Origin of the sequence: Pseudoxanthomonas spadix BD-a59 (assembly GCF_000233915.3) — a bacterium.
Taxonomy (GTDB): Bacteria; Pseudomonadota; Gammaproteobacteria; order Xanthomonadales; family Xanthomonadaceae; genus Pseudoxanthomonas_A; species Pseudoxanthomonas_A spadix.
Genome location: NC_016147.2, coordinates 3,153,275 through 3,175,914 on the forward strand (window position 1 = coordinate 3,153,275; position 22,640 = coordinate 3,175,914).

General features: G+C 67.4%; 19 protein-coding genes. 6 read left to right on the forward strand and 13 right to left on the reverse strand.

What is annotated here, in order from left to right; genetic code table 11:
- Positions 1-3 precede the first annotated feature (3 nt).
- The 4 genes from DSC_RS14235 to oleC form a co-directional block, all read right to left on the reverse strand.
- On the reverse strand, positions 4-651 hold the full coding sequence (locus DSC_RS14235; RefSeq protein WP_014161899.1) for a ubiquinone biosynthesis accessory factor UbiJ: 648 nt from the start codon (positions 649-651) through the stop codon (positions 4-6).
- Positions 652-840: 189 nt separating this feature from the next.
- Positions 841-996, reverse strand: coding sequence for a DUF1328 domain-containing protein (locus DSC_RS16330; protein ID WP_014161900.1), 156 nt, complete (start codon positions 994-996; stop codon positions 841-843).
- 76 nt (positions 997-1,072) lie between these two features.
- Complete coding sequence (gene oleD / locus DSC_RS14245; RefSeq protein ID WP_014161901.1) at positions 1,073-2,071, reverse strand: 2-alkyl-3-oxoalkanoate reductase; 999 nt, start codon at positions 2,069-2,071, stop codon at positions 1,073-1,075.
- Complete coding sequence (gene oleC, locus DSC_RS14250) at positions 2,068-3,714, reverse strand: olefin beta-lactone synthetase (RefSeq protein WP_014161902.1); 1,647 nt, start codon at positions 3,712-3,714, stop codon at positions 2,068-2,070. Before oleC ends, oleD begins: the two co-directional genes overlap by 4 nt.
- 120 nt (positions 3,715-3,834) lie before the next feature.
- Between oleC and DSC_RS14255 the strand changes: the two genes are divergently transcribed.
- Positions 3,835-4,188 (forward strand): YkgJ family cysteine cluster protein, encoded by a 354-nt coding sequence (locus DSC_RS14255; protein ID WP_014161903.1) that lies wholly within the window; start codon positions 3,835-3,837, stop codon positions 4,186-4,188.
- Here DSC_RS14255 and DSC_RS14260 read toward each other — a convergent pair.
- The 8 genes from DSC_RS14260 to DSC_RS14295 form a co-directional block, all read right to left on the reverse strand.
- Positions 4,185-4,775 carry a hypothetical protein gene (locus DSC_RS14260; protein ID WP_014161904.1) on the reverse strand — a complete coding sequence of 197 codons (591 nt, stop codon included), beginning with the start codon at positions 4,773-4,775 and terminating at the stop codon, positions 4,185-4,187. The genes DSC_RS14255 and DSC_RS14260 overlap by 4 nt on opposite strands.
- The gene (locus tag DSC_RS14265; RefSeq protein ID WP_014161905.1) at positions 4,775-5,929 is read right to left on the reverse strand and encodes an AAA family ATPase; all 1,155 of its coding nucleotides are present in this window, start codon (positions 5,927-5,929) and stop codon (positions 4,775-4,777) included. Before DSC_RS14265 ends, DSC_RS14260 begins: the two co-directional genes overlap by 1 nt.
- A 69-nt stretch (positions 5,930-5,998) precedes the next feature.
- Entirely contained in the window at positions 5,999-6,928 is a 930-nt protein-coding gene (locus DSC_RS14270; RefSeq protein WP_014161906.1) for an alpha/beta fold hydrolase, read from the reverse strand.
- Positions 6,925-10,320: a DNA methyltransferase gene (locus DSC_RS17320; protein WP_014161907.1), complete on the reverse strand. Its 3,396-nt coding sequence runs from the start codon at positions 10,318-10,320 to the stop codon at positions 6,925-6,927. Before DSC_RS17320 ends, DSC_RS14270 begins: the two co-directional genes overlap by 4 nt.
- A 13-nt stretch (positions 10,321-10,333) precedes the next feature.
- A complete protein-coding gene (locus DSC_RS14280) occupies positions 10,334-11,503 on the reverse strand; it encodes a Fic family protein (RefSeq protein ID WP_014161908.1) in 1,170 nt (389 codons plus the stop codon).
- A gap of 115 nt (positions 11,504-11,618) precedes the next feature.
- Positions 11,619-12,635 (reverse strand): 3-oxoacyl-ACP synthase III, encoded by a 1,017-nt coding sequence (locus DSC_RS14285; protein ID WP_014161909.1) that lies wholly within the window; start codon positions 12,633-12,635, stop codon positions 11,619-11,621.
- A gap of 148 nt (positions 12,636-12,783) precedes the next feature.
- Positions 12,784-13,092 (reverse strand): DUF4156 domain-containing protein, encoded by a 309-nt coding sequence (locus tag DSC_RS14290; protein ID WP_014161910.1) that lies wholly within the window; start codon positions 13,090-13,092, stop codon positions 12,784-12,786.
- Between the two features lie 151 nt (positions 13,093-13,243).
- Positions 13,244-16,141: a M16 family metallopeptidase gene (locus DSC_RS14295; RefSeq protein ID WP_014161911.1), complete on the reverse strand. Its 2,898-nt coding sequence runs from the start codon at positions 16,139-16,141 to the stop codon at positions 13,244-13,246.
- Positions 16,142-16,539: 398 nt separating this feature from the next.
- Here DSC_RS14295 and DSC_RS14300 point away from each other — a divergent pair, with 398 nt between their 5' ends.
- The 4 genes from DSC_RS14300 (at position 16,540) to DSC_RS14315 (ending at position 18,813) form a co-directional block, all read left to right on the forward strand.
- Positions 16,540-16,977 carry a hypothetical protein gene (locus tag DSC_RS14300; RefSeq protein WP_014161912.1) on the forward strand — a complete coding sequence of 146 codons (438 nt, stop codon included), beginning with the start codon at positions 16,540-16,542 and terminating at the stop codon, positions 16,975-16,977.
- Positions 16,978-17,313: 336 nt separating this feature from the next.
- Entirely contained in the window at positions 17,314-17,793 is a 480-nt protein-coding gene (locus tag DSC_RS14305) for a tRNA (cytidine(34)-2'-O)-methyltransferase (RefSeq protein WP_014161913.1), read from the forward strand.
- 55 nt (positions 17,794-17,848) lie between these two features.
- Entirely contained in the window at positions 17,849-18,304 is a 456-nt protein-coding gene (locus DSC_RS14310; protein WP_014161914.1) for a MarR family winged helix-turn-helix transcriptional regulator, read from the forward strand.
- 83 nt (positions 18,305-18,387) lie between these two features.
- Positions 18,388-18,813, forward strand: coding sequence for an organic hydroperoxide resistance protein (locus tag DSC_RS14315; RefSeq protein ID WP_014161915.1), 426 nt, complete (start codon positions 18,388-18,390; stop codon positions 18,811-18,813).
- Between the two features lie 223 nt (positions 18,814-19,036).
- Here the strand turns inward: DSC_RS14315 and DSC_RS14320 are convergent, their stop codons facing one another.
- Positions 19,037-19,516: an Lrp/AsnC ligand binding domain-containing protein gene (locus tag DSC_RS14320; RefSeq protein ID WP_014161916.1), complete on the reverse strand. Its 480-nt coding sequence runs from the start codon at positions 19,514-19,516 to the stop codon at positions 19,037-19,039.
- A 93-nt stretch (positions 19,517-19,609) separates the two neighbouring features.
- On the opposite strand from DSC_RS14320, the gene DSC_RS14325 reads away from it, so the two are divergent.
- The gene (locus DSC_RS14325) at positions 19,610-22,558 is read left to right on the forward strand and encodes an L-glutamate gamma-semialdehyde dehydrogenase (protein WP_014161917.1); all 2,949 of its coding nucleotides are present in this window, start codon (positions 19,610-19,612) and stop codon (positions 22,556-22,558) included.
- Positions 22,559-22,640: the final 82 nt, after the last annotated feature.

The window sequence follows — 22,640 nt, forward strand, 5'->3', positions numbered from 1 at the left end:
GCATCATGCGCGGGCAGCCAGGCGGCTCAGGCGCGCAGCCAGGCGCTCGAGATCATCGCGCAGGACATCGACGTCGTCGTGGAAGGCTTCCAGCTCGGCGCGGGCGACCACGTCGCGCGACTCCTCGGTGACGTATTCGGCCGCGCTGGTGGCCAGCTCGCTGCCCGTTTCGTGCAGCCTGAGCAGTGCGGCGCGCACGCCCTGGGCGATCTGCACGCCCAGCACTTCGCCAAACAGCGTCACCAACGGCTGCTGCCAGTCCGGATCGAAGCGCATGGCCAGGGTCTGCAGGCGACGCGCCAGATCGGCATCGCCGGACACGTGCAACTTGCCCACCGGCGCAGGCGCGTCATCCCTGCGGAACGCGCTGCCCAACAGACCCGGCAGCTGGCCCAGCAGGCCGCCCACGGTGCTGCGCACGGCCAGATCAGGCTCCTCGCCGGCCCCGACCGGACCGACATGCAGGCGCTGGGCCTCGACCGCAATCTCCAGGGCCAGCGGCGGCGAGTCCACGGTGATCTGGATACGGCGGCCGGCCAACGGCGCCAGCGCGTCGCGGGTGTCCGGGTCCAGCGCGATGGCGCGGTTGAGGGCAGCCTCCAGCGCGCGGCCGGCCAGCGGTTTGAGGGCGTCAAAGGGGGTCGGCGGCATGGCCGGCATTCTAACCGGGGGCCGAGCGCAGCCGCCGGGCAGACCAGCGCCCAGCTCCAGGCGCAGGACGCGGCGCCAATCCCCTGCCGAGCGCGATCGACTTCCACGGCTTCGCCCAGCAGTGCCAAACGTGGCCTGCCCACGGCGGGCCGGTTGGCGGTGCCGCCTGCCCACACAAAAGCCTTGGCGTCAGACCTTTTTGCGGAAGAACGAGACCACCGCCAGGATCAGGAACACCACGAACAGGATCCAGGCGATATTGGAGGCAGTGCCGGCGATCCCGCTGAAACCCAGCACCCCGGCGATCAGGGCGATGACCAGGAAGACGATGGCGTAGTGCAGCATGTCGGTGGTCCCTTGAGGTACGCGCGGATCGGCGTGCGCGCAGCCTGTCGTCTGTGACATCGCGGCGGCGTGAGGATCAGCGCGGCTGTTTCCACGCGGTTTTCAGGCGCACCAGGCCTTCGGCCATCGACACGCGCGGGACGTAGCCGAAATCACGCCGCGCCGGTTCCATCGAGTACCAGTGCGGGGTGCACAGCTGTTCGGCCAGAAAACGCGTCAGCGGCGGCTCACCCTTGAGTGGCAGCAGCTGCCAGGCCGCCTCGCAGACCGCGCCGAGGCGGTAGGCGGCCCTGAACGAGAGGGTCTTGTGCACCGGCGGCGTGCCGGTCGCCGCCAGCAGCGCATTGAGCACCTCGCGCATCGGCCAGGGCTCGCCGTTGGAAATGAAGTACGCCTTGCCCGCGCAGGCCGCGCCCGGCGCCAGATGATCGAACGCATCCAGGTGCGCCTGCGCGGCGTTGTCGATATACGTGGTGTCCACCTTGTTGCTGCCGTCGCCCACCAGGCGCAGCCGCCCGCTGCGCGCGCGCTCGACCAGGCGCGGCAGGATCTGCTGGTCACCCGGGCCCCAGATCAGGCGCGGACGCAGCGCGATGGTGGCCAGCTGCGCATCGTTGGCGGCCAGCACCGACTTTTCCGCGATGGCCTTGGTTGCCGCATACGGCGCCTGCAAGTTTTCGCCGTAGGGCACTTCATCGGCGCCCAGGCCTTCGACCGGATGGGTGGCGCGGTGGGTCACGCTGGGCGTGGAGGTGTAGACCAGCCGGGTCACGCCGCTGGCGCGACAGGCCGCGATCACGTTGTCGGTGCCGGTGACATTGGCGCTGTGATAGCTGGCGTAGCTGCCCCAGGCGCCGGCCTTGGCGGCGTTGTGGAACACCGCATCGACGCCGGACACCGCGCCGGTCACCGCATGCGCATCGGCCAGGTCGCCCTGGAGCTGGTCCACGCCCAGCGCAGCCAGCGCCGGCGAATGACTGCGCTGGAAGCTGATGACCGCATGTCCGCGTTCGACCAGCCCACGGCACAGCGCCTGGCCCAAAAACCCACCGCCGCCGGTGACCAGGATCCTCATGCGCTGCGCTCCAGTTGTCGGGCCGCCCAGACGGCCAGCTTCTCGCGGCCGATCTTGGCGTTGTGGCGGATGTCCACCGGGAAGCGCGGATGGCACAGAAAGGTGTCGATGCCGCGCAGCGCCTGGTGCCGGCCGGCGATGGCACGCAGCTCGGCTTCGACGGCCGGGCGCTGCATCCTCGGCACGCCCGGCCGCAGTTCGAAACACAGCACCGGACGCTGCGCCCCTGCCGCGCCCACGCCCACCAGCGCGGTGCGCCGCACCTGGCCATGGACATTGAACACCGGCTCGACCTGCTCGGTGTACAGCGGGCCATGCGCGGTTTCCACGCGCTGGGTCTTGCGCCCACAGAACCACAGCCGCCCGGCCGCATCGAAATAGCCGACATCGCCCATGCGATGGACGATGCGGGTGCTGCCATCGGCCAGCGTCTGGCGGATCTTGGCGAGTCTGGCCGCCGAGTCGCGGTTGAAGTAGCTGTCGGTCGCGGTCGGTCCGGCCACGGTGATTTCGCCGACCACGCCCGGCGGCACTTCGCGCGTGCCGGACCAGTCCTCGATGGCGGCATCGTCGATGGCGATGATGCGCACTTCATTCGGCGCCACCGCATGGCCGACGCAGGTGCCGGCGCCGGCTTCGGTGGCCGCGCGCGTGGCTTCCAGTTCGCGGCCCTCGATCACCGCCACCGGCAGGCATTCGGTGGCGCCGTAGGGCGTCCAGAACTGGCCGTCGTCGGGCAGCAGGCTACGGATCTTCTCCACGATCTCCGGCGGCACCGGCGCCCCGGCCGAGGTCACCTGCTTCACTGTCGGCAGTGGATGGCCGTATTCGGCCAGCACCCGCATCAGCGCCGGTGAACCGAACAGCTGGGTCACCCCGAAGCGCTTGATCGCCGCATGCAGCTTGGCCGGATCGGCATTCGCCGGGCGGGTGGGATCCATGTCCGGGATCACGCTGGTCAGGCCCAGGGCCGGATCGAACAAGGCAAACGGCGGGAAGGTCGGCAGGTCCACCCCGCCGGGCACCATGCCGAAGGCATTGCGCAGCAGTTCGATCTGGCCTGCGAAATGGCGATGCCGGTAGACCACCCCCTTGGGCACGCCGGTCGAGCCGCTGGTGAACAGGATCGCGGCGAGGTCCTCGCCACCGGTGGCGGCCAGTTGCGGACCGGCGCCGGTGCCGATGCGCTCGATCCGTGCCAGCGTGGTGCCGCCCCAACCGAGTCTGGCGCCGGCCGTGACGATCTTCTTCGCGCTGCGCGCCCAGCCCAGCGCCAGGCGCGCCACCTGCGCCAACGGGATGCCGATGAAGGCCTCAGGCTGCGCCTCATCCAGGCACTGCTTCAGCGCGCGCCGATCGATGCCCGGATCGACCAGCACCGGTACCGCGCCGGCCTTGAACAGCGCGAACATCAGCAGGAAGAATTCCGGCGAGGGCCGCACCATCACCACGCTGCGGGTGCCGCGGCCAATGCCGTACTGGCCCAGGCCCGCGGCAATGGCATCGCTGCGCGCGTCCAGCTGTGCGTAGCTCAGCTGGATGTCGTAGGCGCCCTTGCGCCCCGGGCAGCGCAGCGCGATCTGGTCGGGGCGTTCGCGGGCCAGCTCCGGCAAACGGGCGGCGATGTTGCAGACGGTGGTCATCGGCCTATTGTCGCCGCTGGGCCGGCGGCGCGGCCAATGGCTTGCGCGCGGGCCGGCTTCGGGCATGATCGGCGCCGCGATCCCTTTGCTTCCACCGTCCACCGCTTCGTCCTTGCCCACATGCATCCCTGCCTGCGCTGCGGCGCCTGCTGCGCCACCTTCCGCGTCAGCCTGCATTGGTCCGAAGCCGATCCGGAGCTGGGTGGCAGCGTCCCGGAGGCGCTGACCGAAAGGCTCGACGCCCACCGCCTGGCCATGCGCGGCACCTGGGAACGCCAGCCGCGTTGCATCGCGCTGGATGCCGACATCGGCACCCGCTCGCGCTGCACCATCCATCCGCTGCGGCCCAGCGTCTGCCGCGAAGTGGATGCGTCCTGGGAACACGGCGTGGCCAGCGCCCAATGCGACAAGGCCCGCACCGCCCACGGCCTGCCGCTGCTGACGCCCGAAGACTGGTCGACATTACTGCGCTAACGCTGCCTCAAATGTTCCAAGCGCTGCACCGCACGGGCAAGGCTGGGAGAATTGGGCAGGGAGCGTTCAGGGTCCCAGTGGCGCGCGACGAAGTCGCAAAGATGAAGGTTGTAGCCAGCACCCTGCTTGGTCTGGTCGCTGGGCGAGACCATTTCTTGCCTGAAGATGCGCCGCTTCGAGCGAAGTGCGATCTTCAACACTTCGCGCTTCGGGTCTATCAGTGCGTCCGGCCGGGGCGGGACCTTGGCCTGTGCGACCCCGAAAAAAATCGACACCCCTTCCCTGTCTGCAAGCAGCCAGCTTTCTGCCTCTGGAATCGCCAGTCTCAGAAAAAACCCCGAAGGCGGCTTGGCCGGAAGCCATCGTTGCAGCAGCTGTACCGCGCAGCCACCATCGGTGTCTGCAATGCACAGGACCGGCGCCAGGTTGACCAGGCCAAAGTAACGGTGAAGATTGGATTGCAGTTTGGTCACACCACCGGTGTCGATCGCCGGCTGAGCCAGGCGCATTCCAAGCACCTTTGTGACCAGACAGGCACCCAGCGCGCAACTGACCGCGTCCTCGCCAATCACATACATCTGGTCCATCAGAACAAGCCCATTTGCTCGATACGCGCTGGGCGAGTCTTCGGAAGCAGGACCTCGGCAGGGTTCAGGCCATTCTCCATGGCTGCAAGCTCCTCCTCGTTCGGCGCACGTGCCGTGGTGCCGTTTTGGCCCGGCTCCAAAAGAAGAACAGCGCTCGGATCACTGACCGCGGCAATCAGGTTATCGCTGTGCGTCGTGACCAGGACCTGTCGTTCACCCTTTTTTCGGCTGCGCAGCACACGCTCGATCATCAATGGAATGTATTCAACAATCGCATCATTGAGAGAAAGCTCAGGCTCTTCCAAAAGAAGCAATCCGTCGCCCTCCTGGAGCGCCCAGAGCAGGCCGATCAATCGCAGTGTGCCATCCGAAAGCTGCTCTTCTCTTTGCCAGGCGCCATGTTCGCGCCAGTGGGTAAAACGCGCCTCCAGATGTGGCGCCCCGGTGACATCATCCTTCTTGAACTGCAACTCCGAAAACAGCGGAACAGCGACAGCGAGCGCCTGAGCGATCCTCTTCAGTCGCGCCGCCTGGGTCTTCTGCGGTGTCCGCGCAATCCTCTGCAGGAGCCCCTGTCCGAAAGGATCACTTTCCAGCACCCTGCCGCTGATTTCATCGCTGAACTTCAGCAACTGGGGGACAAGATGCAGATACGTAGTCGCGGAAAAAAAGTCGGCCAGTTGCCGGAAACTGGCGTTGTTATTGATTTGTTCGAGATGGGTCTGGGTCAGCCTCACCTCATCCTCCAAATCAACCTTTTCCGGGCGATTCAGGATTTCCAAGCCGTTGTGGGACACCACTTCCCGTGTGATCAGAACACGCTGTGCACCCTTGCCTTCAGCCTTGAAGGACAAGGCATAGGTCCACCTGGCAGCGTCCTCATCCGAGGACTCACTCAACTCGACCTCGATGCTGATCTCGGGGTCCTTGCGGGCGTGAAGGCTGCGAAGCTTGCTGATGCCGCCCCGCTCCTTGAGTGCCTTCTGCAAGCCACCGCCATCGATTTGGGCCACGGTGCGCAGGAAACGAAAGACATCCAAAAGGTTGGATTTACCCGATGCGTTGGCGCCAATCACGAAGGCATGCAGCTCAAGCGGCGCATCGAATTCCCGGAAATTGCGCCAGTTCTTCAGCCTGAGTCGAGTGATCAGCATCTACCTGTTCTCCACAATCCCGACACATCGTCGGTGAGGCACGCCTGGCGCCGGTTCATCTTAGCCAGATCACAGCGGATGGGCATCCAGAAACCTGCGGATCGCAGGGACCAGTTCCGCTGCCTTGTCTTCCAGCACGTAGTGGCCGGCATCGTCGAAGGCGCTGACCTGGGCGGCGGGCAGCGCGCGGCGGAAGCCATCCAGGAAGTGCCTGTCGAACACGAAGTCCTTCAGGCCCCAGCCGATGAACGCTGGGCGATCGGCGAACGCCGGCAGCGCCCGGCCCGCCGCTTCCAGCAACGCCCAGGCACGGTCGGCGGGCGAGAGCGGAATGTCCTGCATGAAGCGCACCGTGGAGATCCGGTGCGCCCAGCTGTCGTAGGGTGCGACGTAGGCGCGGCGCACATCGGCCGGCAGCTTCTTCGCCACGCCCAGGTACGAGGCGCCGCCGGAAAAGGCATTGAACGCGCGGATGATGAAGGACCCGAACAGCGAATCACGACCCAGCGCGATCTGCCAGGGCATCGGCTTGGCCGCCGGCAGCGGAAAGGCCGCGGTGTTGGTGATCACCAGCCGCTTGACCTGTGATGCGTGCGACAGCGCCCAGCCGAAGCCGATCATGCCGCCCCAGTCGTGCACCGCCAGGGTCACCGGCGTGGTGTCGTCAATCCCGGCATGGCGCAGCAGCGCCTGCAGGTCCTCCACCCGACAGGCCAGCGTGTAGTCGTAGGCCGGCGCGGCGCGGCCGTGCGGATGGGCCAGCCCGCCGCCATCGTCGGGCTTGTCCGACAGGCCCATGCCCACGTGGTCGGGCACGATGCAGCGATACCGGTCGGACAGGCCGCTGACCAGCTTGCGCCAGTAGTAACTCCACGACGGATTGCCGTGCAGCATCACCACCACCTCGCCTTCGCGCGGACCTTGGTCCAGGTAGGACATGGCAATGCCCGGACGCACCTCGAAGCGCTTGGGGGTGAAGGGGTAACCGGGAAGATTCATGGCGTTGTTCGGGATGCGCGCCTGGGTGGCGCGGAGCGGGGCTTGACGGCAGGCAACAGACTGGTCAGGGCCTGGTAGCGTTCAAACAGGAATGCCACCCGCTCGGCGTCGCTGCCCAGTTTCGGCGGCTTGCGGCCAGCGGCTTTTTCGGCGGCCAGGTAAGCTGCGTCCACCGCCCTGTCCAGTTTCTGGTGCGCCTTGACCAAGGCCGGCGGCATGGTCAGCGGGTCGTAGAGATCGGCCAGCGTGGCATCCGGAAACTGCGCACGGGCATCGAGCACGGCCTGCGCAGCCGCCTCGATGGCAACGCGATATTTGCCGTCCCCTTTTCCCCCCGGCATAAGCCCGCTGCTCCCTTCTCCCCCCGGCATAAGCCCGCTGTTCCCTTCTCTCCCCGGGAGAAGCCCGCTGTTCCCTTCTCCCCCCGGGAGAAGGTGCCCCGAAGGGGCGGATGAGGGATGCCCTTCTCCTCCCGGGGGAAAGTGCCCCGCAGCGCCGGATGAGGGCAGCTCTTCATGCAACGCATCCCACACCACACCCAGCACGCTCTCGGTCTCGCGCAGGACCGCATCGTTCCAGAACCGCAGCACCCGCAGGCCGCGCGCTTGCAGGGAGGCATCGCGCCGTGCGTCGCGCGCCGCATCGTCCGCATGCTGGCCGCCGTCGAGTTCGATGCACAACCGGGCGGCATCGCAATAGAAATCCACCGTGTAAGGAGGAAAGGGCTGCTGGCGGCGGAACTTGAACCCGCCCAGGCGGCGGTCGCGCAACAGCTGCCACATGCGCTGTTCGGCATTGGTGGCGTCGCGGCGCAGGCCGCGGGCGAAGGCAATGGTTTCGGCCGGAAGTGGGCGCTTGCGGGTGGGCAAAGCGCCCTCATCCGCCCCTTTGGGGCACCTTCTCCCGGAGGGAGAAGGGCTGGCCAGCTCGGGCCACGGGAAGTTGTTGTAGACGATGGTGTTTGAATAACTGAAGTCGCTTTTTAGACGGCCACAAACGGCGCGGACCCAAGCCATGTGCATGGCGCAGCTCAATATGCCGAAGTGGAATAACGTCGCATCTGGAACGAACTGGATCTTGTTGCTGCAAATCACATCCTTCGACAGGAACGCGATGGGAATGTACGTGCGCCGCTCCGAAGAGACTTCCGGGATGGCAAGATAATCAGAATCGGGCTGCGAGATCTGCCGGAACCGGGTGGGATAGCGGGCATAATCGCGCGTCGATGCCGCCTTGCTTTCAAGCCGGCTGCGCTTCACCGCTTCCACTCGCTTCATCACTTCCGGCAGCGCCTTCAGCTCCTGGGGCGTGGCATCTTTCAGCCACAGGCAATAGCGCTGCTCCCCATTGATGAAGTCGCCACCGCTCATGTAGGTGCGCACGAACTTGCCGGCGTTTGGCTCCTTCTCCAGCAACCGATCTTTTTCGTCCGGTGACAGGATGAAATGACCGCCATCTGTGGGCTTGTTTCCCCACGACATGCGCGGCGCATCGCTGATCGGATCGCTGCGATTGGCCAAGACCACATCTGGCGCATCGACCAGATATGGATTGATGTTCGCCGCTGAAAGCTCGTGCGGCTCGCCGCGGATATCGGAATAATCAAAGATCCGCTTGTTGGCAGGATCGCGCAATCCGAACCCGATGATGACGCAGTGCACGGCTGCGATGCCCCGAGCTTCGTTGTTCCACTGGAAAGTGCGATGCGCGAACTGGATGTGCACCCCCTTCGACAACAGCAACGGCCACAGCAGCCCGACCTGTTCGCCCTGGGTGATTGAATTGGTCGAAACGAACGCACAACGGATCGCTGGATTGGCCTGTATGTAATCGGCCGCCTTGATGTACCAGTTCGCCACGAAATCCAGGACCCCGTGCGCACGGATTTCCCACATCACATGGGCCTGGTCGCCCTTCTGCGCATCGCTCTGGTAATGATGGCCCACAAACGGCGGATTCCCCAGCAGGTAGGCCAGCTTCCCGGCAGGCACGACCTCGTTCCAGTCCATCCGCAACGCATTGCCGTGCACGATGGTGGCCGACTTCTTCAGTGGCAGGCGCACCACGTTTTCGCCGAACTGCTCGGCCACGCGCAGGTTCATCTGGTGGTCCATCAGCCACATCGCCACCTGGGCGATCTGGGCCGGGAATTCCTCGATCTCGATGCCGTGGAACTGGTCCACGTCCACCAGCACGTGGTCCTGCACGTGCGCCAGCACCGATTGCTGGCGGGCAAACTGGCGCTTGAGCAGCTCCAGTTCCAGCGCGCGCAGTTCGCGGTAGGCAATCACCAGGAAGTTGCCGCAGCCGCAGGCCGGGTCCAGGAAGGTCAGCGTGGCCAGGGTGCGGTGCAGCTGCGCGAGCTTCTTCTCGTCGTGCCCGGCCTTGGCCAGCTCGTCCTTCAGGCCATCCAGGAACAGCGGTCCGATCAGCTTGAGGATGTTCTTTTCGCTGGTGTAGTGCGCGCCCAGGTTGCGGCGGGCCTTGGCATCCATTACCGACTGGAACATCGAGCCAAAGATGGCCGGGCTGATCCGGCTCCAGTCCAGGGCGCTGGCATCCAGCAGCAGGCCGCGCATGGCGGCATCGAAGTCGGCCAGCGGCAGGGCTTCGGCAAACAGCTTGCCGTTGACGTAGGGCAGCTCGGCCAGTTGTGCGTCCAGGGTGCGCTGGCGCTTTTCCGGCGGCGTGTCCAGGACCTGGAACAGGCGGCCGAGCCACAGACCCAGGTCGGCGCCGTCGGCACTGGTGCGTTGCCAGATCAGGTCGTGAAAGGCCTGCCGCGCGAAGATGCCGGTGTCGTCGGCGAACAGGCAGAACAGCAGCCGCACCAGCAGCAATTCCAGCGCGTGGCCGTCATAGCCGGCGGCCTTGAGCGCGTCGTGCAGCCGGCCCATGCGCTCGGCGGCCTGCACGTTGACCGGATCTTCTTCCTTGTAGCTGCGGGTCTGATAGCCGCTGATGAACCCGAACCGGCCGATGTGCCGGTGCAGCTCGGCCAGGGGAAACTCCACCGGCACCGCATCGCCTTCCAGGTCGTGCAGGCGGAAACGGGCGAAATCGCTGACCAGCACGTACTGCGGCTTTTCGGCCTCAGAAAGGCCGGCGAAGTAATCGGTGGCCTGGTCGAAGGCCGCGTCCAGATCGACTCCGGCGCTCTTGTGCTCGGCCAGCATGACCCCGGGCCAGAACACGTCGATGCGGCCGTGCTGGCTGCCGGTGAAGCGCCTGGCCTTCTGTTCGTAGATCGCCACGCTGCGACGCCTGATGCCGAAGACGTTGAAGAAGTCGTTCCAGAAGCTTTGCGCCTCGGCGCGTTCGCTGGTTTCACCCGACCATTCAGTGGCGAACGCACGCGCGCGGTCGCGGATTTCATTGAGGCTCAACGGCATGCGGAAGTCCTTTTCACAGTGGCTGCGCGCCTTCGCTGAGGATGTCGAGGTAGGCCTGGTAGGCGAACACGCGGTGGCGCTGCTGGCCGGTGAGTTCGTTGACGATTTCCAGCGTTTCCAGGGTGCGCACCGCGGCGCGGATGGTGGGTGCGCTCAGCGCCAGATGTGGGGCGATCTGCGGCACCGTCAGCACCACGCGCCGGGCGAACTGTTCGAACACCAGGCCAACGTTGCCGGCACGCTGGCCCAGGGCCGCGATGCGGGCGCGGTCGCGGGCCAACAGCGACAACAGGCGCTGTGCGGTGTCCACCGCCTGCTGCGCGGTTTCGGCCACCCCATCCAGGAAAAAGCCCAGCCACCCTTCCCAGTCACCGCTCACCCGGACTGCATCGAGGCGCTCGTAGTAGTCGGCGCGGCGGCGCTTGAAGTAGAGACTCAGATACAGGCTGGGCTCGCGCAGCACGCCTTCGTTGCACAGGATCAAGGTGATCAGCAAACGCCCCAGCCGGCCATTGCCGTCGCTGAAAGGATGGAGGGTCTCAAACTGCACGTGGGCCAGCGCAGCCTTGACCAGGGACGGCATCTGGCCAGGCGGCATGTGCAGGAATTGCTCGAGTGCAGACAGTGCGGCAGGCAGGGCATCGGGCGGCGGCGGCACGAAGTGCGCCAGCGCCGGCGATGCGCCGCCAACCCACACCTGGCCCTTGCGGAATTGCCCCGGCTGCCTGCTGGCTCCGCGCCCGCCCTGCAGGAGCAGGGCATGCATCTCGCGGATCAGGCGCAACGACAGCGGGAAGTCGTCCTGGCGCATCCGGCGCAGGCCATGGTTGAGCGCTGCGACGTAGTTGGACACTTCCTCGACATCGTCGATGGGCACCCCTGGCGCGGCGTCCATCTCGAACAGCAGCAGATCCGAGAGCGAGGACTGGGTGCCTTCGATCTGCGAGGACAGCAAGGCTTCCTTGCGCACGTACTGGTAAAGAAACAGCTCCGGGTCGGGCAGCATCAGGGTGATGCCATCCAGGCGGCCCAAGGCCTGGTCGGCGCGCTCCTTGCGCGAGAGCAGCTCGGCCATGGTGAAATCCAGGGGCGGCCGGGGCGGCAGTGGATCGGGGATGAAGGCCCGGTAGCGGCTTCCGGCAAGGGAGCCGGAGACGTAATGCCCAGTGGTCTGGCGGGACATCGAATGTTCCTTACGGTCCGCAATTGCGCCTGTAAGGAAATTTATACATCATCTTTTTCTTAAAGGGCGATTGAGTCGGCGCAAGGAAAATCCGGCGCCGATTCAAGCAGACCGCTCACCACACCACCTCGGCCATCGAGCAGTTCAGGCCCGAGCCAATGCCCAGCAGGGCGATGCGGTCGCCCTTCTTCAGGCGGCCCAGTTCCTTGAGCTTGCTCAGCACGATCGGCACCGAGGCCGGGCCGATGTTGCCGTGCTCGCCGAAGATGGTCATGACCTTCTTCGGGTCGATGCCGAAGGACTTCACGAACGCGGCGGTGTGCGGCAGGCTGACCTGGTGGATCACGAACTGGTCCAGCTCGTCCACCGCCCAGCCCATGGCCTGCCTGGCGGCCACGAAGGTCTTCTGCGCCAGCTTGATGCCCTCGATCAGCAGCAGCTTGGTATCGGTGACCATGCGGTCCAGGTTGCCGCGGCACAGCTTGTTCCACTCGGTGGCCGAGCGGGTCACGCCGCCCTTGTAGACCGGCGCGTTGGGCACCAGCTCGCGGCGCGCCATCACCATCGCCGCCGCGCCACAGCCCAAGGTCAGGGCGGCCAGCTCGCCGCGGAACTCGGCCTCGGTCACGGTGGGCGAGGTCATGCGCTCCAGGGTCTTTTCGTACACCAGGTTGGCGGTCTCGCCATCGACCACCAGGGCGTAGTCGATCTCGCCGTGCTCGAGCATGCGCGCGGCAATGTCCATGCCATTGATGAAGGCCAGGCACGCATTGGCCACGTCGAAGGCCACGCAGTGGTCGCTCACGCCCAGGTTGCCCGAGACGATCGAGGCGGTGGACGGCTCCAGGAAGTCGCGGCTGACCGAGGTGTTGATCAGCAGGCCGATCTTGTCGATGGTGATGCCGGCATCGTCCAGCGCCTTGCGCGCGGCCATGGTGGCCGCATCCGAAGCCTGGGTCTCGTCGTCCCACAGGCGACGGGCATGGATGCCGGCGACGTCATTGAGCACGTCGGTCTTGATTCCCAGCCGGTCGAAGGTCGGCTGCAGGCGGACGTTGATTTCGGTGGAGGTCAGCGTGTGCGGCGCATCGACATGCGCCAGTCCCGCGATGGAGACGTTCTGGAAAAGCATTGGACGGGTGCCCAGGTTCAGGCGAAGGGGCACCAAGGTTAGCCGTTTCCGGGGGTCGCCGCATCTTTGACGCGGCGCGCAACGCCGGCCTGGTCGCCGGCTACGTCGCGCTACGGGCCAGCATCGTGACCAAATGCGGCCAACCGGCTCAGCGGCAGCGGTAGGCGCCGAAGCGTTGTTCGCCGTCCACCGGCTCGCCCATGGGCTGGATCGTGTCGGCCTGCAGGGTCAGCGCCTCGTTGCGGGCCAGGGTTTCCAGCTCGTCGCGCACCTTGACGTCGTTGCGCTGGTAGAAGGCCACCCTGTCCTTCACCGAGACCGCCACTTCGCCCAGTTTCTGGCAGCTGCTGGGGCGGCCGGCCGGAACGACCTTGATCGCGTTGGCCTGCGGAGACAGTTCCACCCAGGTGCAGGCGGACAGGACGGGCAGCAGGGCGGCAAGGACGATCAGGCGCATGAAAGGCTCCGGTGCAGGGGATGCGGCGGGAAGGCCCGCATGGTGCCGCAGTGCCGATGAACGAGGAAGGCCCCCTCACGCGGGTCGGTCCATGAAAAAGCCCCGGCACGCGCGCGGCGGGCCGGGGCCTTCAGTTGCGGCGGCGGGAAGGCTATTTGGCTGGCCTGGCACCGGTGGCGGCCGCGGCGACCGGCTTGCCATCGGCGTCGATCACCTTCACCTGCCCCAGTTTCAACGCTTCGATCGGGGCCTGGATCCTGGACAGGTCGCCCACCACCACCCAGGTCAGCGCGTTGGGGTCGATGCTCCTGGCGGCGGCGTTGGCCTGTTCGGGGGTGAAGGCCTCGACCTGCGCGTTGCGGACCTGCACCCAGTTGTCCGGGCGGCCGTAGCGCACGATGTCGCCGATGGTGCTCATCACCGCCGCGGCGGTTTCATAGGCGCCGGGCTGGCTGCGCAGTTCGTTGGCCACGACCTTGTCGATCTCGGCCTGGGTGGCCGGCTTCCTGCCGCTGGCGTAGTCGCCGATCTCGCGCTGCATCTCGGCCACCGATTCGGCGGTCTTGTCGATCTGGACCGGGGCCACCGACAGGAACGGACGCTGGCCCAGCGCGCCGGTGAGCAGCGTACGGGCGCCATAGGACCAGTGCTTGTCCTCGCGCAGGTTCATGTTCATGCGCGAGGTGAACGAGCCGCCCAGCACCTCGTTGCTCATCTCCAGCTGGACCGCGCCCGGGTCCTTGCTGGAAGGCACCAGCTGGCCGGCATAGATGTTGGCCTGCACCGCGCCGGGCTGGTCGATCAGGAACACCCGCGGCGCGGCCGGGCGCCTGGCCTCGGGGATCGCCACGCCGGCCTTGGCCTGGCCCTGGCCCTTCCAGTCACCGAAGTACTTGTCCAGCACCGGCACGACCTGGGACAGGGTGGTGTCGCCGACCACGATCACCGTGGCTTGCTCCGGACGCAGCCACTGGCGCTGGTAGTTCAGCAGGTCCTGGCGATCCAGCGAGCCGATCGCCTGCTCGGTGCCGGTGCCGGTGAAGGGAATGCCGTAGGGATGGGCTTGGCCATACAGCAGCGGCGGCAGCACGCGCAGCGCGGCGGTCTGCGGACGCGCCTTCTCCTGGGCGATGCCGGCGATCCACTGCGCCTTGACCCGGTTGATCTCCGCAGGCTCGAAGCGCGGCGCGCGCAGCATGGTCGAGAACAGGCCAACGGATGCATCCAGGTTTTCCTTCAACGCCGACAGCGAGGCGGTGGCGCCGTCCAGCGAGGCGCCGGCCTCCAGCGCCGCGCCCAGTTCCTCGGCGCGCGACTTGAAGGCCAGCGAGCCCAGCTCGCCGGCCCCTTCGTCGAGCATGGCGTTGGCAAAACCGGCCGTGCCCAGCTTGCCGCCGTGGTCGCTGGCGTAGCCGCCGTCGAAGGCGTAGCTGATGTTCACCACCGGGATCTCGTGGCGCTCGGCCAGGATCACGGTGCTGCCGTTCTTCAGCGTGGCCCGCTGCAGGGCCGGGAACTTCAGGTCCGGGAAGGTCTCGACCCTGGGAACACCGGCCTTGCGATCCACGGTACTGGCCAGGGTGGTGTACCTGGGGTCGGGCTTGGGCGGGTTGAACGCAGCCGGCTCGACCGAAGGCTCTTCGGCCAGCGGCTGGCGCACGCCGGGCTTGACCACGAAGGTGTGGCTGGGGTTGCCCAGCCACTTGGCCGCCGCCTCGCGCACCTGGGCGACGGTGGCGCCCTCGACGTTGGCCAGCGACTGGCGGAAGCAGCCCGGATCGCCGGTGAAGGTCGCACACGAGGCCAGCACATCGGCCTTGCCACCGAAGCCGCCGATGCGTTCGATGCCGCGGATGAAGCCGGCCCGGTAGTTGGTCTTGGCCCGTTCCAGTTCCTCGGCGGTCGGGCCGTCGGTGATCAGGCGAGCCAGTTCCTCATTGATGACTGCCTCGACCCGGGCCTGGTCCACGCCCTGCTTGACCATGGCCCGGATCGAGAAGCTGCCACTGAGCTGCGCGTTGTAGTTGGCGGTGCTGACGCTGTCGACCAGCTGGTCCTGATGGACCAGGCGCGCGTCCAGGCGCGAGCTGGCGCTGCCGCCGAGCACGTCGGACACCAGATCCAGCAGGTCGGCGTCGCGGGTCCCGGCCTGCGGCACGTTCCACAGGCGCTGGACCAGCACCTGCGGGACCTTGTCTTGCAGTTCGGTGCGGCCGTCCTGCTTGAGCACGGCGATGTCGACCTTGGGCTGGGCCATGGTCGGGGTGGCCGGGATATCGCCGAAGTACCGGGTGACCTTGTCCCTGGCCGTGGCCAGGTCGATGTCGCCGGCCAGCACCAGCACCGTGTTGTTGGGGCCGTACCAGGTCTTGAACCAGGTCTTGACGTCGTCCAGCGAGGCGGCATCGAGATCGTTCATCGAGCCGATCGTGGTGTGGTGGTAGGGGTGGCCCACCGGGTACATGGTGCGCGCGATCACTTGGCGCAGCTGGCCGTAGGGCTGGTTCTCGCCCTGGCGCTTTTCGTTCTGGACCACCCCGCGCTGCTCGTCCAGGGTCTTCTGGTCGATCGCCCCGAGCAGGTGGCCCATGCGGTCCGATTCCATCCACAGCGCCATGTCCAGCGCGGTGGTGGGGATGTTCGCGAAATAGTTGGTGCGGTCGGTGTTGGTGGTGCCGTTCATGTCGGTCGCACCGGCCTGCTCGAACGGGGCGAAGAACTCGCCCGGCGCGTTCTCGCTGCCGTTGAACATCAGGTGCTCGAACAGGTGCGCAAAGCCGCTGCGGCCGGCCGGCTCGTCCTTGCTGCCCACGTGGTACCACAGGTTGACCGCCACGATCGGCGCCTTGCGGTCGGTGTGCACGAGCACGCGCAGGCCGTTGGGCAGGGTGAACTGCTCGTAGGGAATGTCGACCCTGGCCGGGGCGGTGGCTGGCGCGGCGGCGGCCGTGGGCGCCTGGGCCGCGGCGGTGGACGCCACGCCACCGAGCAGGGCGGTGGACAGGGCAAGAGCAAGCAGGCGGATCTGGGGACGCGGCGAAGTGCGCATTGAAGCTCCTTGTTTTTTACGGTGTCCGTGCGGCGCATGCCGCGGCGGGTGAAGGGACGACCCGGCGATGCTAGGCCCCGGCCGGCCGATTTTCACTAGGCCACAAGCCATGGCCGGGCACTTGCGGTCGGTCTCGTCATGCAAAACGGGCGATTGAGGCGGGCAAGGCGGGGTTTTGGTCCCTTGCTGGTGTCGGCTTCAAGCCTTCTTAGTAAAAACAGGGCGTTGCGATAGACACGCGCCCCGCATGAGGGGGGGACAAGCCCCGTCCCACCAATCCATACGTTGAACAAACGCTGAACGCAAGCGGATGACCCGCAAGCCGTGCTTGACCGCTCATGATTTGGTGTTATACGTTACTACAACACCGCACAACGACATCACTACGGATAAAAGCCATGAACCGCAGCGTCCTGCTTTCCCTGACCGCCGCCACGCTTGTTGTCGTGTGCGCCGGGCTCCTGTCCCGCCATGCCCGCACGCAGACTGGCGTGGCCCAGGCGCCGACCGTCAACCACGTGGTCGGCCTGGCCACCGTCAGCGTCCGTCCCGATCCGGCCGACCTGGCCCATTTCCACGCCACCCAGGCACAGCGCGTGGTGGACCTGCCGGCGGTGAAGGTAGCCCCGGACATGGCAGACCTGGTCTACTTTCAGGCGGCACGCGCTGCCGAGCGCATCGTCGACCTGGCCACCGTCAGCGTCCGGCCGGCCGCCGGCGACCTGGCCTGGTACCTGTCGCAACAGGCCGGCCAGATCGCGGTCCAGGCCCAGCGGATGGATGCACGGCTCGCCGCCGGTGCCGGGTCCCTGGTCGGCGACGTCGCCGCCCGCTAGGAGTCTGTCGGGCTTTGGCGGTCGAGGCGAAAATTCGGCTGCGCGAGGACAGATTTTCGGCGATTCGCCGCCCCATCGTGGTTCTATGGGGCAAGAAGCGACGGAAATATGGACCGCACAGCCGGTTTTGCAGCCCGGCCGGCCAAAGTCCGACAGGCTCCTAGGACCATGTCGCACGCGGGCACGGCATGCGCCGCCCCACCGCGCCGCGGCCGCCAACGGAACAGGAGCGGCCAGGCCTCTAGACTTGCCGGGCCCAGGACCTGCCTTCGCCCACATGCACCCGCACCGTTCCCCCGCACTGCGCGCCGCCACCGCCAGCGAAGCCTGCGCCGCATGAGTGCGCCGTTCCAGCTGGATGTGCTGCTCTACCAGCCCCAGATCCCGCCCAACACCGGCAACGTGATCCGGCTGTGCGCCAACACCGGCGCGCGCCTGCACCTGATCGGCCCGCTCGGGTTCCAGCTCGAAGACCGCCAGCTGCGGCGCGCCGGGCTGGACTACCACGAGTACGCCGCCGTGCAGGTCCACGACGACCTGCCCGCGGCCCTGGCCGCGATCGCGCCCATCCGGTTGTTTGCGCTGAGCACGCGCGGCACCCGCCGCTACGACGCGGTCCAATACGCTCCGGGCGACGCCTTGCTGTTCGGCCCGGAAACCCGCGGCCTGCCGGCCGAGGTGCTCGAGTCAGTGGCGCCGGCGCAGCGCCTGCGCCTGCCGATGCGGCCGGACAACCGCAGCCTCAACCTGTCCAACACGGTGGCGATCATGGTGTTCGAGGCCTGGCGCCAGCAGGGCTTTGCTGGTGGCGCCTGAACGCTGCTGACACGATCGCTTGCAATTACATCGCGTGCGATTTAAATTGCTGCCCATGCCCGACCAAGACGCCCCGGCCCGCGACCTGCTGCACCTGGACCAGCAGCTGTGCTTCGCCCTGTATTCGGCCAACCTGGCATTGACCCGCGCCTACCGCGGCCTGCTGGCCGGGCTGGGCCTGACCTATCCGCAGTATCTGGTGATGCTGGTGCTGTGGGAGCAGGAAGGCCAGACCGTGTCGGCCATCGGCCAGAAGCTGTTCCTGGACTCGGCCACCCTGACCCCGCTGCTCAAGCGCCTGCAGGCCGCTGGTCTGGTGACCCGCACCCGCGCCACCGGTGACGAGCGCCAGGTGGAGATCGGCCTGACCGAGGCTGGCCGGGCGCTGCGTGGCCGCGCCAGCGCCGTGCCGCAGGCCCTGTCCTGCGCCCTGGCCTGTCCGCCGGAGGCGTTGCTGCAGCTCAAGTCGCAGCTGGAAGACCTGCGCGACCACCTGGGCCGCGTCGCCTGAGCCACCCCCTGCACTTCCCCACCTCGCGCCACGTCATAAAAATCGTGCGCGATTCAATCGCTGACAAACCAAGGAGCCATGAGATGCAACCTGACAAGATCCTCTATACCGCCACCGCCATCGCCAAGGGCGGCCGCGACGGCCGCGGCATCACCCCGGGCGGTCCGCTGGACCTGCAGCTGTCCACGCCCAAGGAACTGGGCGGCGCCGGCGGCCCGGGCACCAATCCCGAGCAGCTGTTCGCGATCGGCTATGCGGCCTGCTTCATCGGCGCGATGCGCGCCGTCGGTGCGCGCGAGAACATCAAGGTGCCCGACGATGTGGCCATCGAGAGCCACGTCGGGATCGGCCCGGCCGGCAGCGCCTTCACCATCGCCGTCGAACTGAAGATCGAACTGCCCGGCATGGACCGCGAAACCGCCCAGAAGCTGGTCGACACCGCCCACCAGGTCTGCCCGTACTCCAACGCCACCCGCGGCAATGTCGATGTGGTGCTGACCCTGGTCTGATCCAGGCAGTCGCGCCAGGCACCACAACGGCGTTCTTGGTGGGAGCCGCCATGGCGGCGAAGGGCTTTCCCGTCGAGGCCCATCGCCGCTGTAGCGGCTCCCACGGCCATGGCGGCGCAGGGCTTTCCCGTCGAGGCCCATCGCCGCTGTAGCGGCTCCCACGGCCATGGCGGCCAAGGGCCTCGCCGTCAAGCCCCATCGCCGCTGTAGCGGCTCCCACCGGTCACACGCCCAGGTACAGGTCGGCGCTGTTCTTGACCTCTTCCATGACTGCATAGGTGCGGGTCTCGCGCACGCCGGGCAGCTGCCACAGGATCCTGCCGGCCAGCGCGCGGTAGTCGGCCATGTCGGCCGCGCGCAGCTTGATCAGGTAGTCGAAGCCGCCGGCCACCAGGTGGCATTCCATGACTTCCGGCTGGCCCCGGATCGCGGCCTGGAATTGCTCCAGGATGTTGGGCGTGGTCCGGTCCAGCAGGATCTCCACGAACACCAGCATCCCGGCGCCAAGCTTCTGCGGATCGAGCCGGGCGCGGTAGCCAAGGATGTAGCCCTCGGCGGTCAGCCGCTTGACCCGCTCCAGGGTGGCGGTGGGCGACAGGTGCACCGCCTCGGCCAGCTTGAGGTTGGTGATCCGGCCGTCGCGTTGCAGCAGGGCGAGGATTCTGCGGTCGGTGCGGTCCAGGGCGGCGGGGAGTTGGCTCATATCCCGATCATAGGCCCGTGAACGGATAAAAATCCGGCGCGCGCGGGATGAGAATGGCATATCTCCCGTGCATGCAGCGCCAGGTGGTCATTGATGCGGTTGCCAATCCCTTACCGTCCGGAGGCCGAGGTGCTCGCGCCCCTGCTGCAGCGGTTGCACGGCCTGGACTGGGCCCTGGCCAGCATCGATGCGATCGGCTGGATCGACCAGGTCCGCGCCGGCAAGCCCTCGGCGTTCGCCATGGAAACCCTGCTGCGCGAATTCCCCCTGTCCAGCGCCGAAGGCCTGGCCCTGATGCGCCTGGCCGAGGCGCTGCTGCGCGTGCCCGACGCCGACACCGCCATGGCCCTGACTGCCGACCAGCTGAGCCGCGCCGATTTTTCCGGCGCCTCGCAGTCGTGGCTGGCCACCCTGTCCAACCAGGCCATCAGCCTGTCCAAGAAGATGCTGGGCGAGGACGGCCACAAGGCCGGGTTCTTCGCGCGCGTGGGCGCCAAGGCCGTGGTCGCTGCGACCGTGCGCGCGGTGCAGCTGATGGGCAGGCAGTTCGTCATGGGCCAGACCCTGGATGAGGCGCTGGATGACGCGCGCAAGCAGCGCAAGGCGCGCGACGGTCTGCGTTTTTCCTACGACATGCTGGGCGAAGGTGCGCGCACCGAGGCCGACGCGCTCCAGTACATGCACAGGTACCAGGCGGCCATCGCCGCGCTGGCCGCCGCGCGCGAGCGCAGCGTGCCGGTGGAACAGGCCGACGGCATCTCGATCAAGCTCTCGGCCATCGATGCGCGCTACGAAGCGGTGCAGCACGACCAGGTGATGGCGCACCTGGTGCCGCGGGTGTGCGCACTGGCCGAAGCTGCCGCCCAGGCCGACCTCAACCTGACCATCGATGCCGAGGAAAGCGAGCGCCTGGAGCTGTCGCTGGACGTGCTGGAAGCGGTGGCCGCGCGCACCGCCGCCAAGTACCCGCAGTGGAACGGCTTCGGCCTGGCGGTGCAGGCCTACCAGACCCGCGCCCTGGAGACGATCGAGGAAGTGGCGCGCATCGCCCGGTCATTGAAGGTCCGCTTCATGGTGCGCCTGGTCAAGGGCGCCTACTGGGATTACGAGATCAAGCGCGCCCAGGAGCTGGGCCTGGCCGCGTTTCCGGTGTTCACCCACAGGCACCACACCGACCTGTCCTATCTGGCCTGCGTGCAGGCGATGCTGGCCATGCCCGATGCGATCTACCCGCAGATCGCCGGCCACAACGCCGCAACGATCGCCGCGGCGCTGCACCTGGCGCGCGCGGCCGGGGTGCCGTTCGAACTGCAGCGCCTGCACGGCATGGGCGAGGCGGTGCATGAAGCCGTGCATCGGCAGTATCCGCAGGTGGGCCTGCGCGTGTACGCGCCGGTGGGTCCGCACAGGGATCTGCTGGCCTACCTGGTGCGGCGGCTGCTGGAGAACGGGGCCAATTCCTCCTTCGTCCACCAGCTGGCCGACCCATCGGTGCCGGCCAGCGCGCTGCTGCGCTCGCCGCTGCACATCGAACCGGTCAGCGCGGTGACCCTGCCGCTGGACATCCTGGGCGAGCGCCGCAACACCGCCGGCACCGATCTCGCCTGCGAGCCGATGGCCCAGCTGCTGCTGGCGGCCTATCCGGCCACCGCACTGCCCACCCCGGCGCTGACACCGGCCGCGCAGATCGATGCGCTCGTGCGGACCCTGGCGCGCGGCCAGAAGGCCTGGAATGCCACTGCGGTCCAGACCCGCGCCGCCGCGCTGGAGCAGGCCGCCGCCGTGCTCGAACGCGACCTGGCCCAGTGGTGCGCGCTGATCGTGCGCGAAGGCCATCGCACCTGGAGCGACGCGGTGTCCGAAGTGCGCGAGGCGGCCGACTTCTGCCGCTACTACGCCCTGCAGGCGCGCGACCTGATGCGCCCACAGCTGCTGCCGGGCGTGACCGGCGAGCGCAACACCTATGCGCTGGGCGGCCGCGGCGTGTGGGCGTGCATTTCGCCCTGGAACTTCCCGCTGGCCATCTTCACCGGCCAGCTCGTCGCCGCGCTGGTCACCGGCAATGCCGTGGCCGCCAAGCCGGCCGAACAGACCCCGGGCGTGGCCGCGGCGATGATCGCCCTGCTGCACCAGTGCGGGGTGCCCACCGATGCCCTGATCGGCGTCTACGGCGCCGGCGACACCGGCGCGGCGCTGGTCGCGCATCCAAGGATCGCCGGGGTCGCCTTCACCGGTTCGACCGCGGTGGCCAAGGCGATTTCGCGCACGCTGGCCGACAAGGACGGTCCGATCGTGCCGCTGATCGCCGAGACCGGCGGCCTCAACGCCATGATCGTCGACTCCACCGCCCTGCCCGAGCAGGTCGTCGATGCGGTGGTGCAGAGCACCTTCCGCAGCGCCGGCCAGCGCTGCTCGGCCCTGCGCGTGCTGTGCGTGCACGAGCAGATCGCCGAGACGCTGATGCAGATGCTGTCCGGGGCGATGGCGCTGCTGGACCTCGGCGATCCGGCGCTGCTGGCCAGTGACCTGGGCCCGGTGATCGACACCCAGGCCTTCGAAACCCTGCAGGGCCAGATCAGGGCGCTGGAAGGCCGCGCGCGCCTGATCGCCCGCACGCCCTTGCCGGGCGATGCGCCGGCCAACAGCATCGCACCGGTGGCCTTCGAGGTGGCCTCGCTGGATGAGGTGCGCGAGGAAGTGTTCGGCCCGGTGCTGCAGGTGCTGCGCTGGAAGGGCGAGGTCGAGGCCCTGGTCGAGCAGATCAACGCGCTCGGCTATGGCCTCACGCTCGGCGTGCAGACCCGGATCGACAGCCGCGCCCAGGCCATCGCCGCCCAGGCCGAGGTCGGCAACGTCTACGTCAACCGCAACATGATCGGCGCGGTGGTCGGCGTCCAGCCCTTCGGTGGCCACGGCCTGTCCGGCACCGGTCCCAAGGCCGGCGGCCCGAACTACCTGCCGCGCTTCTGCAGCGAAACCTGCGTGACGGTCAACACCACTGCGGCCGGCGGCGACATCGAGCTGCTGATGGGCGCGCACTGAACCGCGGCACGGCGCCGTGCCGACAGGGATTGACCCATGGCGGACACGCGCTCTTGAGCTCCCGGACTGCCACCTGAATTAA

Excerpts from the sequence above, each read along its gene's own strand:
- DSC_RS14310 (WP_014161914.1), top strand. The coding sequence starts at position 17,849 with ATGCCCGACCAAGACGCCCCGGCCCGCGACCTGCTGCACCTGGACCAG.
- DSC_RS14315 (WP_014161915.1), top strand. The coding sequence starts at position 18,388 with ATGCAACCTGACAAGATCCTCTATACCGCCACCGCCATCGCCAAGGGC.
- DSC_RS14290 (WP_014161910.1), bottom strand. The coding sequence starts at position 13,092 with ATGCGCCTGATCGTCCTTGCCGCCCTGCTGCCCGTCCTGTCCGCCTGC.
- DSC_RS14265 (WP_014161905.1), bottom strand. The coding sequence starts at position 5,929 with ATGCTGATCACTCGACTCAGGCTGAAGAACTGGCGCAATTTCCGGGAA.
- DSC_RS14235 (WP_014161899.1), bottom strand. The coding sequence starts at position 651 with ATGCCGCCGACCCCCTTTGACGCCCTCAAACCGCTGGCCGGCCGCGCG.
- DSC_RS14260 (WP_014161904.1), bottom strand. The coding sequence starts at position 4,775 with ATGGACCAGATGTATGTGATTGGCGAGGACGCGGTCAGTTGCGCGCTG.
- DSC_RS14300 (WP_014161912.1), top strand. The coding sequence starts at position 16,540 with ATGAACCGCAGCGTCCTGCTTTCCCTGACCGCCGCCACGCTTGTTGTC.
- DSC_RS17320 (WP_014161907.1), bottom strand. The coding sequence starts at position 10,320 with ATGCCGTTGAGCCTCAATGAAATCCGCGACCGCGCGCGTGCGTTCGCC.
- DSC_RS14295 (WP_014161911.1), bottom strand. The coding sequence starts at position 16,141 with ATGCGCACTTCGCCGCGTCCCCAGATCCGCCTGCTTGCTCTTGCCCTG.
- DSC_RS14325 (WP_014161917.1), top strand. The coding sequence starts at position 19,610 with ATGCGGTTGCCAATCCCTTACCGTCCGGAGGCCGAGGTGCTCGCGCCC.
- DSC_RS16330 (WP_014161900.1), bottom strand. The coding sequence starts at position 996 with ATGCTGCACTACGCCATCGTCTTCCTGGTCATCGCCCTGATCGCCGGG.
- DSC_RS14285 (WP_014161909.1), bottom strand. The coding sequence starts at position 12,635 with ATGCTTTTCCAGAACGTCTCCATCGCGGGACTGGCGCATGTCGATGCG.
- oleD (WP_014161901.1), bottom strand. The coding sequence starts at position 2,071 with ATGAGGATCCTGGTCACCGGCGGCGGTGGGTTTTTGGGCCAGGCGCTG.
- DSC_RS14305 (WP_014161913.1), top strand. The coding sequence starts at position 17,314 with ATGAGTGCGCCGTTCCAGCTGGATGTGCTGCTCTACCAGCCCCAGATC.
- DSC_RS14280 (WP_014161908.1), bottom strand. The coding sequence starts at position 11,503 with ATGTCCCGCCAGACCACTGGGCATTACGTCTCCGGCTCCCTTGCCGGA.
- oleC (WP_014161902.1), bottom strand. The coding sequence starts at position 3,714 with ATGACCACCGTCTGCAACATCGCCGCCCGTTTGCCGGAGCTGGCCCGC.
- DSC_RS14320 (WP_014161916.1), bottom strand. The coding sequence starts at position 19,516 with ATGAGCCAACTCCCCGCCGCCCTGGACCGCACCGACCGCAGAATCCTC.
- DSC_RS14255 (WP_014161903.1), top strand. The coding sequence starts at position 3,835 with ATGCATCCCTGCCTGCGCTGCGGCGCCTGCTGCGCCACCTTCCGCGTC.
- DSC_RS14270 (WP_014161906.1), bottom strand. The coding sequence starts at position 6,928 with ATGAATCTTCCCGGTTACCCCTTCACCCCCAAGCGCTTCGAGGTGCGT.